The organism is Pantoea sp. ME81 (assembly GCF_903970985.1).
Taxonomy (GTDB): domain Bacteria; phylum Pseudomonadota; class Gammaproteobacteria; order Enterobacterales; family Enterobacteriaceae; genus Pantoea; species Pantoea communis.
Window position 1 is genome coordinate 1 of sequence record NZ_CAJCKS010000153.1, and the last position, 11596, is coordinate 11596.

An 11596-nucleotide genomic window follows, 5' to 3' on the forward strand; every position below is an offset into this window, starting at 1 on the left:
ATCCACGATTGTGCTGATGCCCCCCCACAAAAGTGGATGATCAAAGGGATGCACACAGATGATGTCATCTGTCGCCAGTGACAGGGCGTAGTCGTTCGCCTCACTCCATACTTTCCCGTGCACAATAAGCCTCGCGCCTTCCTGCTCAATAAGCTCTTTTGCTCTGGCAGACGTGCTTTCTGGCACCACGACAGTGACCGGCAACTCCAGTTTGCGGCCGCAATGTGCCACCGCTATGCCTGCATTGCCGCCGGATGAACTGATGAAGGCTGTTGCGCCCCTTTCCGCGTAGTGGCGACAAATATTCTCCGCGCTCCTGAGCTTGAACGATCCCGTCGGTTGGGAAGATTCCATTTTAAGCCAGACATGGCATTCGCAATGCTGACTTAAAGGCAGTGAATGTATAAGAGGAGTCCGGATACTTATTCCCATGAGTGTGATCCTTATGATTTCTTTATCCTGATAAACGGGTGCGTTTCAGTTTGAGAGACAGATTTATCATAAGGGGTACGAGCGTAAAGGGATGGATACAACGGCTAACGAAAGTACCGGTTACAGTTCCGTCCTAACAAATTTATTGTGCGTCCGTTTTTCGCTCATTACTGACTGTCAGGTTAGATTGTAACTTCTAACCTAAACTGCCATGTCAGATCTGAGCCACTACCTGTAGCAAACTACTAAAGAAGTTAAGTTACTTAACTTTGCCAATCGTGATGTTTAGAGGCGGGAGAGCGATACACCCAAATTCACTCCATCTCGTATTTAAGGAGTTTCCTTTGAGAAATCAACTTTTAGAGCGGCCCGTGGCCGTACAGCATAATATCCGTGATCTCAGGCTTGCCGCTGGCCTTTCACAACAGAGTGCCGCTGACCGTTTCAATCTTAGCCTGCGTGTTTGGCAGTCGAAAGAGTCTGCGAAGAATCCAGGGCAGCTCAGCCAGGGCGAATATGAATTGTTATTGTTGCTGGCTGGTCAACATCCTTACTTTGCACTGGTGTCGCAACAAAAAAAGTAAGCTGCCTTGTCCGGGTCATTCGATAAAGATCAAGCTCTGCGATGGCCTAACGCGTTTTGCACAAAAGAGACTGAGTATATCATTTCGATGGTCAGGCAGTGCATCAATGTCACAGAGTTAGCCGTATCACTGGCTAATCAAACTGAGTAGATGCATCACCGTCCTGGAGGGATTGTTGCGCCGCCAGGCAAAGGCGATATCGGTAAACAGGGTGTTATTCTCTATTTCGCAAAACGTAACATGCGGGTTGTTCACACAGCACATGGACTCTGGTACCAACGCGATGCCACAACCTGCTCCGACCATGCCGAGAGACGAGGTGATTTGGGGAGCCTGAATAAATCGTGTTGTGGTGAACCCCGCGCGCACACAGGTGCTGACGATGAGCTCATACAGGCTGGGAGCGACTTCACGCGGAAACATAATCAATGTTTCGTTCACCAGCTGTGCTAATGCAATGGTGCCAGAGGAGCTACATGCATGGCCCGCAGGTAACGCAATCATCATTCTTTCGGTAGCGATGACTTTCAAATTGAACGCTTTGCTGCTTTCACACGGCAAACGAATAAACGCCGCATCAAGCAACCCATCTCGCAGATCCTGCATCAGCAAAGCCATATTCTCTTCCCTGGCAATTAGTTCCATTGCCGGATAACGCGTTCTAAAACGCTGAAGAAGGTCAAACACGGGTGCCCCGAAAGCGACAGAACTGGCAAACCCGAGCGACATCTGTCCGCTTATACCCCGCGCCATACCACGGGCTTTCTCAAGCGCATGGTCGGCCAGCTGCACAATCTCAGTGGCGTCATTTAGGAATGTCCTTCCCGCATCGGTGAGTTCAACGCCGCGCGTCAGGCGTTTCAGTAATGGTGTCCCAATCTCATGTTCCAGCCGCTGTATTTGCTGGCTCAGCGGTGGCTGAGAAATGCCGAGCATTTCTGCAGCACGGGTGAAATGTAGCGTCTCGGCGACAGCAACAAAATAACGCAGATGGCGAAGTTCCATATCAAAAACGTCTCAAAGTTAACTGGTTTCGCTATTGGATTCGGTAAGCCAAAAAGCCCACCATGATATTAACACGGCTTAACTATTGGTTTGCGAGGTGACAAATGTGTAATTTTGTATCTGCCTGTTCATGCGAGGAGCAGCTGAAAGAAACCGTCTTTAAACTCCATGATGATTCACCAGAAAAGGTTATATATCAGACTTCACTGATGAGCGCGCTGCTAAGCGGTGTTTATGACGGATCCACCACGGTGTCCGATCTGTTAAAGAAAGGCGATTTTGGACTGGGTACGTTCAACCAGCTGGATGGAGAACTCATTGCCTTCGACAGCAAGGTCTATCAGTTACGTTCCGATGGCAGCGCCAATCCTGCCCGGCCCGAGCAACAAACGCCGTTTGCAGTGATGACTTTTTTCAAACCTGAAAATCGCTACCGCTTTACCGAAACCGCCACGCGAGAAGAGGTTCATCAGGTTATCGACAGCAAAATCACTTCAGATAACCAATTCTGTGCTATGCGTATCAGTGGTCGCTTTCATGCCGTACGGACTCGAACCGTTCCCTGCCAATGTCGCCCTTATCGCTCGATGCCGGAAGTGCTGGGCGATCAGCCAACCTTCGCATTTAAAGAGACGCAGGGTGAACTGATTGGCTTCCGTACGCCGCAGTACATGCAGGGAATCAACGTGGCGGGTTATCACGAGCACTTTATTACGGATGACCGGCAAGGCGGTGGGCACATCCTCGATTATGTGCTGAAGGAGGGAACACTTACCTTTGGCTCCATTAACAAGCTTGTCATTGACCTTCCCCGGGATACCGAATTTCTTCAGGCAGAGCTCACGCAGCACAATCTTGATGAAGCCATTCGCGCCGTCGAAAGCTAACAACAGGGGGCAATATGAAAACGTTAAAAACCCACACTCACTGGAACAGCGGCGCCGATCTCGTGGTCGCGCAGCTTGAAGCACAAGGCGTAAACCACGTGTTTGGCATCCCCGGAGCCAAAATCGATAAAGTGTTTGATTCATTAGTGGATTCTCCCATTCAACTCATCCCTGTCAGGCATGAGGCAAATGCTGCCTTTATGGCCGCAGCGGTAGGCCGACTTACGGGACATGCCGGTGTTGCACTTGTGACCTCCGGACCAGGCTGCTCGAATCTGGTTACCGGCATGGCAACCGCCACCAGCGAAGGCGATCCGGTGGTGGCCATTGGCGGAGCGGTGAAACGATCGGATAGCGCCAAACAGGTTCACCAGAGCCTGGATACTGTGTCGATGTTTCGTCCGGTAACGAAATATGCTGTTGAGGTCACCGCCCCCTCCGCGCTGACCGAATGTGTCTCTAACGCATTTCGTCATGCAGAAAACGGACGCGGTGGAGGTGCCTTTATCAGCCTGCCGCAGGATATTGTTGATCAGCCGGTTTCCGGCAGCCCTTTGCATCACAGTGGACACGTTAAGCTGGGCGCGGCCCCCGATGCCCTAATTGAGGCTGTCAGCCGGGAAATCAGCCGGGCGAAAAATCCGGTCATCCTGCTGGGCCTAATGGCCAGCCAACCAGAAAACAGCGCCGCAATCAATGAACTGCTGACAAAAAGCCAGATCCCCGTGACCAGTACTTACCAAGCTGCAGGCGCAGTCAGACAGGAGCACTTCTCAAGGTTTGCCGGACGGGTTGGATTATTTAACAACCAGGCTGGAGACCGGTTATTACAGCAGGCGGACCTGATCATCACTATCGGTTATAGCCCGGTTGAGTATGAGCCGGTAATGTGGAACAGCGGCAAAGCCATCCTAGTACATATTGATGTGCTACCGGCTGATACGGATAACCGCTACCAACCCGATGCTGAACTGGTAGGCGACATTGCGCAGACCGTATGCAAGATTGCCGCCCGTATCCTCTCACCATTAACGCTAAGTCACGCTGCGGCCTCTGTACTGGAAGACCGCCAGCAGCAACGGCAATTACTGGCGATGCAAGGAGCCAGCTTAAATCAATTTGCGCTGCATCCCCTGCGCATCGTGCATGCGATGCAAGACATCATTAACTCTGACATCAGCCTTACCGTTGATATGGGAAGCTTTCATATCTGGATAGCGCGCTATCTGTACAGCTTCCGTGCGCGCCAAATCATGATCTCTAATGGTCAACAGACCATGGGTGTCGCCCTACCCTGGGCTATTGGTGCCTGGTTGGTCGATCCTTCACGCAAGGTGGTATCGGTGTCCGGGGACGGCGGGTTTTTGCAATCAAGCATGGAACTGGAAACTGCCGTCAGGCTGAAGGCCAATATCCTACACATCATTTGGGTTGATAACGCCTACAACATGGTCGCCATGCAGGAAGAGAAAAAGTATCAGCGCATTTCAGGCGTCAGTTTCGGTCCGGTGGATTTTAAAGCCTATGCCGAAGCCTTTGGATCGGCCGGCTTCTCTGTTAACAGTGCGGCAGAACTTGAGCCAACATTGCGCAAAGCAATGGATGTCAGCGGCCCTGCTGTGGTCGCAATTCCGGTCGACTACAGCGATAACCCGCTACTGATGAGTCAGTTACACCTGAGTCAAATTCTCTAATTGAAAGGATATGATTATGAAAAACAGAGTCGCATTTGTAACCGGCGCTGGACAGGGCATTGGCGCAGCCATTGCCTTGCGCCTGGCAAAAGACGGCTTTTCCGTAGCCATCGCGGATTTCAATCTTGAAACGGCGCAGCATGTCGCTAATGAGATTGTCACATCAGGAGGAAAGGCTATCGCGCTGCAAGTTGATGTCACCCAACGCGATAACGTTTTTCACGCCGTTGAAGAAGCGCGCCATACGCTGGGTGATTTCAACGTCATTGTGAACAACGCCGGTATTGCGCCATCTACACCGATTAGCGATATCACCGAGGAGATTGTTGATAAGGTTTATAACGTCAATGTTAAGGGTGTGATTTGGGGGATGCAGGCGGCGATAAGCGCTTTTTCAGCGGAGAAGCACGGTGGAAAAATCATTAATGCCTGCTCTCAGGCAGGACATGTTGGCAATCCGGAGCTGGCAGTTTATAGCTCCAGCAAGTTTGCCGTTCGCGGGCTGACGCAGACAGCGGCTAAAGATCTTGCGTCTAAAGGCATTACGGTCAATGCCTTCGGTCCGGGTATTGTCAAAACCCCCATGTGGGAATCGATCGACAGGCAAATTTCACAAGCGGCGGGTAAACCGACTGGCTTTGGGACGCAGGAATTTGCTAAACGTATTACTTTGGGCCGGCTATCTGAACCGGAAGATGTGGCCGCATGCGTCGCATTTCTGGCGGGACCGGATTCCGACTACATGACCGGCCAATCGCTACTGATCGACGGCGGAATGGTATTCAACTGATTCGCGGATCGTGCTTACCCATCCTGCCGTGTGGGTAAGCTATTAATCATGCACAGTTGCCCACCTGTCTCCGCCCAGCGCCTACTTTCCTGGGATTTTTCAGAACTGATGCAGCCGGATACCGTGATTGGTGCAGTGTCCGGAAGTAGCCACCTTAACAAGGCTGGTCAAATAGCAACCCAGATATATTGGGTTTCGCCCATAGTGGACATGCATTCTCTCAAGGCAGCTTTGTGCCTAGGCTGTGTGAAAACCCTGACCTAAAACTGAAGTGCACGCATCTACGCAAAATCTGGAATTACCCGGCTAATTAGCTGAGCCAATTTTTACGTATGAGCGCAGTTTTCAGCCCTGTTTTTGGCAGTTTAAGCGACCAAAACAGTTTTCACACAGCCTGGGCACACAGCAGCCTGTCTGCCAATTGAAGTTGGTTAAACCTTGCCTAATGCATATCTGTCAGCTTTTCTCAGTCACTGATTAATACCCGCATTCACTGCAACGCGAGAGCTGAAACCTGTTCCCGATTTAAGTACCCCGAAAATTATATGGATTAGTTTTCGCATAACAGCCCCGACGACAAGCATTCTTGGTTTACCCGCAGTCAGAAGACGCAGCCCGAATGCACGGATGTCCGGGTTGTGTTTAAGCGCAACCAGAGCAGGCATATAAAGCGCGCACCGGAGCTTAGCATCTCCCATTTTTGACATGCGAGTTTTACCCCGAACCGACGTTCCGGACTGGTGATGGCGGGGATTGAGACCCAGAAAAGCGGTCACTTCCTTAGCTTTTGTGAACTCTTTACTGACCATGAAGGACAATATCAGGCTGGCTGAAACAGTGCCAATACCCGGAACAGACTGCAGGAGGTCGTTCTGTCTTTTCAGCTCAGGAACATTACTAATATGGTCTTTTATTGCCCGGCGCACCGATTCAAGCTCCATCTTTAAATGATTGATCATGCGTTCAACAGATTCCTGAGCGTCAATATCTGCATTTTCACGACGGTTGCATTCCATTCTGAGCATACCGTTCAGCGCACCGATACGTCTCACTAGAGCCTGAAGTTTTCTGACGGGGGCGGGCACAGGTCTCCATGGGTCTGGCTGCGCGGCTTTACAAAAGCGTGCAATCAGTCTGGAGTCTGCTTTGTCGGTTTTGGTTCGGGTAAGTTCAGAAGCCGCGAATCCCTTGATTCTTGCGGGATTAACTACGCTCACTTTCAGATTCTTTTCGTATAGAAAAGTAGCGAGGGCTGTACCATAGCTGCCTGTTGCTTCAAGGCATACATGAATGTCCGGAATGCTGTCCGCTTTAAGCCACTTGTACAGTGCTGTAAATCCAGCAGGGGTGTTTTCAAATGTCTTACACCTGTAAGCCCCGTCATAGAGTTCAGCTGCATCAAACTTCTTACTGGCAATATCAATTCCAATGTACACAGTCATAGCTTTTCCTCTTTTAGTTCAGCTGACCTACCTTGCAAATTCAGGCTCACCGGTTTACGGGGCCGCAGATACCCTTCGGTCATACACTGAAAAGAGAGGCAAAGCGGCAATTATCTTTTTGACTGGCTCACTGGCCAAAGGATGTCGCCGGCCTGCTTTGCCCCGGTGTTAACTACAGAACCAATCTGTTCTGTGTGGGATAATTATACAAGGATGTCGCCACGCTCCGCCGTTTATGCACACCGGCGGCGTGCGGGAATAAACGTCCGTGCGGTCTGCGGCCTGTGCCGTGACTTCACTTTAGCCCGGCCGCTGCGTGTTCAAGAGATCGCTTCGCTCGTCTCCTCGCCCGTTCGCACTCTCTCCGCCGTGCTTACTTCCGTCGCGCCTCCGCTCATGCTTCGCGTCACCGCCGTGCGTAGGCCCGCCTCCATTCGCTTGCGCTGCGGCCTCGTCACCGCTCCTGAACACTCCGCTTTTCGCCGGGCTGTCATTCAGTCACGGCACAGGCCGGAACTGTTAATCACCCTGAATGCGGAGATTTCTGATGAATACTGCCACCCCTGCTTTTGAGTCCGCGCGCGTCCTTGACGGCTATGCGCGCCTGCGTTTTCTGCCCGCGCTGTTTGGCGACGATTTCATGCGCGCCGAAACCAACTTGTACCTGTTCGCCGACCGTTTCCTGGCGCACTACGACGGCGGCGTATGGGACTTCGCGCTGCTGCCGTCCGGCGGTGGCTTTATGAAGCCCGCCGCAGAGGAAACCTGGCGTTTCGTAAACCCTAAAAATTACAGCGATGTGCGCCTGAGCAGCGAGGCGGCGGGCATCGTGATCACTTCACTGGTGCTGAACATCGTAGCTGGATGTATGACCATCACGACGAGGGCGAACTTGTGCGCTGTACTGCCGCCGCTACCGTCAGCTTACCGACTACGCTTTTTCCCACCCGGAAACCGCTGCGATTTTTGCCGCGCTGGGCTGATTAACTGGCAGGGTGGCAGTGGCCACCCCTCTGAGGGATGAAAGATGCACGACAGCGTAAAAAATATCTGCGAACGTCTGAATGGGGAGTTTAGTGACGAGGAGTCTGTGGCCGTCCTGGTGTGGACAAAACGTGATGTCATGGACTGCGCAGGATGCATGGAGATCACGGAAGAAGAGGCGGGCAGGGTGCTTAGCGCGATTGGAGACGAGGGCTATCACTGTGAATACGGTACAGGGAAGGACAGCGTGCGTGACATGTTGAACACCCTGCGTGAGGAGGAGGAACAGGTGCATGAAGTGAGCGTATCCGCGATCGCGCTGGCGCAGGTGCTGCGTGTGGCCTTGGATTTTATGCGACTTGAGGATGCGCCGGCCGGGGAAGGGTACGCGGCGAGCCAGTGGCGTTCAGAGCAGATGCTCTCAGAAAAGTCGGGGAGGCGCTAAAGCGCTGACAGCAGTTCGGGCAGGGAAGCCCGGATAACCTGTAAAAAAAAGCCCCGTGACAGGGGCGCTTCTTAACGGAACCGGAACGTCGGCAACGGCTACGGGTTCATCCTTAACCATAAAGAAGAAGAGGTCGTGCTCTATGTCCGTCTGAATTATAGCGCTTTTTTTTATTTCGTATGGCGCTCCGGTAAAGGCGAAAAAACCTCTGCCGCCTGGGCGGCGGTCACGGTGGCCTTTTACGAACTTCAGGCAAGCCTGTGTAATCAGGAACCGTAAAAGAGCGTGTGTAAATGTTATTTATCAATTAATTCAGTTGCATATATTGTTGTTCAACCTTCATTAATCAGTCATTTTTCCTTTTCTTTCAACGTGCCCTGCGTAGATTCGTGGAGTCAAAGCGGTGCCAGCCCGGTAAAAACTACGAAGAACGCACTCAAAATCCGCACAAACTTAAAGAACATCGCCCTCTTCGGCTTACCTGGTTTGAATTCGATTACGACCCGACAACGGCGCTTGAAGACACTGAGTGATCTCCGCACCCGATCGCATGTCTCACTGAACGTCAGCTATTGCTTTGAGCCTGCGACCATGCGCACCCGGCTTGAAAAAATCGCAGTGTACACGCGGGCGGGCTTCACTAGTGCTGGTGAACTGGTCGCCGCGCTTCGTATGGGAGGGCACGCCGCATGATCCCGAAATCACACGCACTGGTCACCCTGCTGCCGGAACGTCAGGCCGCGCTACAGGACATCGCACTGGTTGAGCACACGCCGCAGCGCGGCACCCGGCTTGCCCGCCATCCTTACGCCGCCGCGTTTATGAAGCAGCTGAGCGGGAGGAACCGCGCCAGCGTACGCGCACTGAACCGCATCCGGGGTATTTACCTGCGCCCGCGCGAAAAACGCGCGCCGCTCCCGGAGTGGGAAAGCGCCCTTGATGAGTTTCTCAGCACAGCGGGTGAAGTGTGTCCGCTGCCTCTGCCGGGAGAGCTGGCAACCGCTCTATTTCCGGAGGCCGTTTTCCGCCAGGCAGAGCGTGCGAAACATGCAGCCAAAAAGAGCGTTAGCCACATTACTCGGCGGGAACGGCAGGCGGCGGATTAACGTGATCGCCAGCTGGAGAACAGCATCCGGCAGGCCGAAACCGAGCTGGCCTTCCGTACACCGGAAACGCTGCGCGGCTGGTTCGCTGCCTGGCGTGACAGCGTAGCGGAAATAACCATGAAGAACATGGTCGCCGCGTGGGCGCGGCGCTTTCTATCGCTGAACGACCTGGAAACCCTGCAACCGTATGCCGGAGACGTCGCCTTTGAAGTGGCGGGAGAAATACACCTGCGATCGCTGCACATGGACAGCAAACAGAAGAACACGAATCACTGGCTGGTACCAAACAAGCTGACGGCCCGGAACATCCTTTCCCGGGATGGTAAAAAATAACAATGCAGAGTGTTTTGCGTGGCGAAACATATGCTATACTGTTTCTTAACAGGAAACGCGGGGCCGAAAAGTGATTAAAAGCTGGAAGCACAAAGGATTACAGAAGCTGTTTGAAAAAAGTGATATCAGCGGCGTGCAGGCAAAGGACGCTGAACGCATCCGGCTTCGTCTGCTGGTCATCGATGAGGCGCTTTCCACGGATGAATTCAGAAACTATCCTGGCTTTCGTTTTCATCCCCTGAAGGGCGACAGGAAAAACCTGTTTTCCATCACGGTCAGGGCTAACTGGCGCATCACTTTCGAATTTACGGACGGTGATGCCTTTATTCTCAACCTGGAGGACTACCACTGATGGCCATGTTCAATCCCCCGCATCCGGGCGGCCTGATCACCGAGTACATTGAAGATAACAATATCGGTCTGCGCGTGCTGGCGAAAGAGCTGGGCGTGTCCGCCTCGGCGCTGAGTAAAGTCGCCAGCGGTAAGGCATCGGTCAGCCCGGAAATGGCGGTAAGGCTGGAAGCGGGGCTGGGTATTGCGGCGCGCCTTTGGTTATCGATGCAGGCCGCCTGCGACCTACACAAGGCGCGAGAAACCACGGACGTTTCTGGCGTGCACCTTCACCCGGGCGTGATGGCGGCTTCCGCTCAGGACCGGCCAGGCAAGTAAACGCTGTTACAGTTATCCTCACACCGCGCCGTCTGGCGCGGTTTTTATTTGCGCCTTCTGTTCGCTCCTGGAAGTCATCACCGCCGCCCTGCGGGCCGGGAAAAGCCGGTGCTGTCGCACCGGCCGTGTCCGTCCTGCTGTTTATCACCATCATGCGAATATCTGTATCAGGTATGTTAATGACCCGAACAGTGACCTGCACCTCGTTGATTAATACACCGCGATGTTAGTAATGTCTTCATTAGCCACATGAGGACATCCCCATGAAGAAGCGTTTTTCCGACGAACAGATCATCAGTATCCTCCGCGAGGCTGAAGTTGGGGTTTCTGCCCGTGAGCTCTGCCGTAAGCATGCTATTTCAGACGCTACCTTTTATACCTGGCGCAAGAAGTTTGGCGGTATGGAGGTGCCCGAGGTAAAGCGCCTGAAGTCGCTTGAGGAAGAGAACGCCAGACTCAAGAAGCTGCTTGCCGAAGCCATGCTGGATAAGGAGGGACTTCAGGTGGCTCTGGGGCGAAAGTACTGACGACAGACCAGAAGCGGGAAGCCGTTGAGTTTATGTGTGATGCGACCGGTCTGTCGCAACGTCGTGCCTGCAGGCTGGCCGGGCTGTCACTTCCATCCTGTTGTTATTCGGCTCAGCGTTCGGTTGCTGACGCGCAGCTGTCTTTACGTATCACAGAGCTGGCACTTGAATGCCGTCGATTTGGTTACCGGCGCATCTGGCAGTTATTGCGTCGGGAGGGCTTTCACGTCAACCACAAGCGGGTTTACCGCATCTATAACCTTAACGGTCTGGGTGTAAAACGCAGGCGGCGCCGTAAGGGGCTGGCGACTGAACGGCTTCCGCTTCTTCGCCCGGATGCGCCGAACCTGACATGGTCGATGGATTTTGTCATGGATTAACTTGCCAGCGGCCGCAGGATGAAGTGCCGGACCTGCGTGGATGATTTCACGAAGGAGTGCCTGACGATCACCACGGCATTCGGGATTACAGGCGTTCAGGTGACACGTATTCTGGACAGCATTGCGCTGTTTCGTGGCTATCCTACAACGATAAGATCCGATCAGGGCCTTGAATTTACCTGCCGCGCTCGAGCAATGGGCCTTTGAACATGGTGTTGAGTTGCGCTTAATCCAGCCGGGCAAGCCAACGCAGAACGGATTTATTGAGAGTTTCAATGGCCGCTTTCGGGATGAATGCCTGAATGAGCACTGGTTCAG

At 53.0% G+C, this 11596-nt stretch carries 11 protein-coding genes and 2 pseudogenes; 10 read left to right on the plus strand and 3 right to left on the minus strand.

Annotation, left to right across the window (positions count from 1 at the left end; genetic code table 11):
* Nucleotides 1-432, minus strand: a 432-nt coding sequence (locus tag H7A81_RS21305) for a pyridoxal-phosphate dependent enzyme (RefSeq protein WP_182058644.1), incomplete at its 3' end; no start/stop codon positions are given.
* A gap of 344 nt (nucleotides 433-776) precedes the next feature.
* Between H7A81_RS21305 and H7A81_RS21310 the strand changes: the two genes are divergently transcribed.
* The gene (locus tag H7A81_RS21310; RefSeq protein WP_182058645.1) at nucleotides 777-1016 is read left to right on the plus strand and encodes a transcriptional regulator; all 240 of its coding nucleotides are present in this window, start codon (nucleotides 777-779) and stop codon (nucleotides 1014-1016) included.
* Between the two features lie 126 nt (nucleotides 1017-1142).
* Here the strand turns inward: H7A81_RS21310 and H7A81_RS21315 are convergent, their stop codons facing one another.
* Nucleotides 1143-2021 (minus strand): LysR family transcriptional regulator, encoded by an 879-nt coding sequence (locus H7A81_RS21315; protein WP_182058646.1) that lies wholly within the window; start codon nucleotides 2019-2021, stop codon nucleotides 1143-1145.
* Nucleotides 2022-2125: 104 nt separating this feature from the next.
* On the opposite strand from H7A81_RS21315, the gene budA reads away from it, so the two are divergent.
* Genes budA through H7A81_RS21330 form a run of 3 tightly spaced genes read left to right on the plus strand, consistent with a single transcriptional unit; the run spans nucleotide 2126 to nucleotide 5392 of the window.
* A complete protein-coding gene (gene budA / locus H7A81_RS21320) occupies nucleotides 2126-2908 on the plus strand; it encodes an acetolactate decarboxylase (protein ID WP_182058647.1) in 783 nt (260 codons plus the stop codon).
* A gap of 14 nt (nucleotides 2909-2922) precedes the next feature.
* Complete coding sequence (alsS, locus tag H7A81_RS21325) at nucleotides 2923-4602, plus strand: acetolactate synthase AlsS (protein WP_182058648.1); 1680 nt, start codon at nucleotides 2923-2925, stop codon at nucleotides 4600-4602.
* Nucleotides 4603-4618: 16 nt separating this feature from the next.
* Nucleotides 4619-5392: a (S)-acetoin forming diacetyl reductase gene (locus H7A81_RS21330; protein WP_182058654.1), complete on the plus strand. Its 774-nt coding sequence runs from the start codon at nucleotides 4619-4621 to the stop codon at nucleotides 5390-5392.
* 470 nt (nucleotides 5393-5862) lie between these two features.
* On the opposite strand, the gene H7A81_RS21335 is transcribed toward H7A81_RS21330, so the two are convergent.
* Complete coding sequence (locus tag H7A81_RS21335; protein WP_182058649.1) at nucleotides 5863-6834, minus strand: IS110 family transposase; 972 nt, start codon at nucleotides 6832-6834, stop codon at nucleotides 5863-5865.
* 547 nt (nucleotides 6835-7381) lie between these two features.
* Here H7A81_RS21335 and H7A81_RS21340 point away from each other — a divergent pair.
* From H7A81_RS21340 to H7A81_RS21375, 6 genes and pseudogenes are all read left to right on the plus strand, one after another.
* Nucleotides 7382-7858, plus strand: a complete 477-nt coding sequence (locus H7A81_RS21340) for an antirestriction protein (protein ID WP_255479009.1) — start codon at nucleotides 7382-7384, stop codon at nucleotides 7856-7858.
* A 3-nt stretch (nucleotides 7859-7861) separates the two neighbouring features.
* Entirely contained in the window at nucleotides 7862-8263 is a 402-nt protein-coding gene (locus tag H7A81_RS21345; protein ID WP_182058650.1) for a DUF1380 family protein, read from the plus strand.
* 689 nt (nucleotides 8264-8952) lie between these two features.
* A pseudogene (locus tag H7A81_RS27790) lies at nucleotides 8953-9702 on the plus strand (plasmid SOS inhibition protein A).
* 70 nt (nucleotides 9703-9772) lie between these two features.
* Nucleotides 9773-10054 carry a type II toxin-antitoxin system RelE/ParE family toxin gene (locus tag H7A81_RS21365; protein ID WP_182058653.1) on the plus strand — a complete coding sequence of 94 codons (282 nt, stop codon included), beginning with the start codon at nucleotides 9773-9775 and terminating at the stop codon, nucleotides 10052-10054.
* Nucleotides 10054-10371, plus strand: coding sequence for a HigA family addiction module antitoxin (locus H7A81_RS21370; protein ID WP_058973959.1), 318 nt, complete (start codon nucleotides 10054-10056; stop codon nucleotides 10369-10371). The genes H7A81_RS21365 and H7A81_RS21370 overlap by 1 nt, the downstream gene beginning before the upstream one ends.
* Before the next feature lie 263 nt (nucleotides 10372-10634).
* Nucleotides 10635-11596, plus strand: a pseudogene (locus H7A81_RS21375) (IS3 family transposase); the annotation flags it as partial.

Excerpts from the sequence above, each read along its gene's own strand:
- H7A81_RS21370 (WP_058973959.1), top strand. The coding sequence starts at position 10,054 with ATGGCCATGTTCAATCCCCCGCATCCGGGCGGCCTGATCACCGAGTAC.
- H7A81_RS21315 (WP_182058646.1), bottom strand. The coding sequence starts at position 2,021 with ATGGAACTTCGCCATCTGCGTTATTTTGTTGCTGTCGCCGAGACGCTA.
- H7A81_RS21330 (WP_182058654.1), top strand. The coding sequence starts at position 4,619 with ATGAAAAACAGAGTCGCATTTGTAACCGGCGCTGGACAGGGCATTGGC.
- H7A81_RS21340 (WP_255479009.1), top strand. The coding sequence starts at position 7,382 with ATGAATACTGCCACCCCTGCTTTTGAGTCCGCGCGCGTCCTTGACGGC.
- budA (WP_182058647.1), top strand. The coding sequence starts at position 2,126 with ATGTGTAATTTTGTATCTGCCTGTTCATGCGAGGAGCAGCTGAAAGAA.
- alsS (WP_182058648.1), top strand. The coding sequence starts at position 2,923 with ATGAAAACGTTAAAAACCCACACTCACTGGAACAGCGGCGCCGATCTC.
- H7A81_RS21345 (WP_182058650.1), top strand. The coding sequence starts at position 7,862 with ATGCACGACAGCGTAAAAAATATCTGCGAACGTCTGAATGGGGAGTTT.
- H7A81_RS21335 (WP_182058649.1), bottom strand. The coding sequence starts at position 6,834 with ATGACTGTGTACATTGGAATTGATATTGCCAGTAAGAAGTTTGATGCA.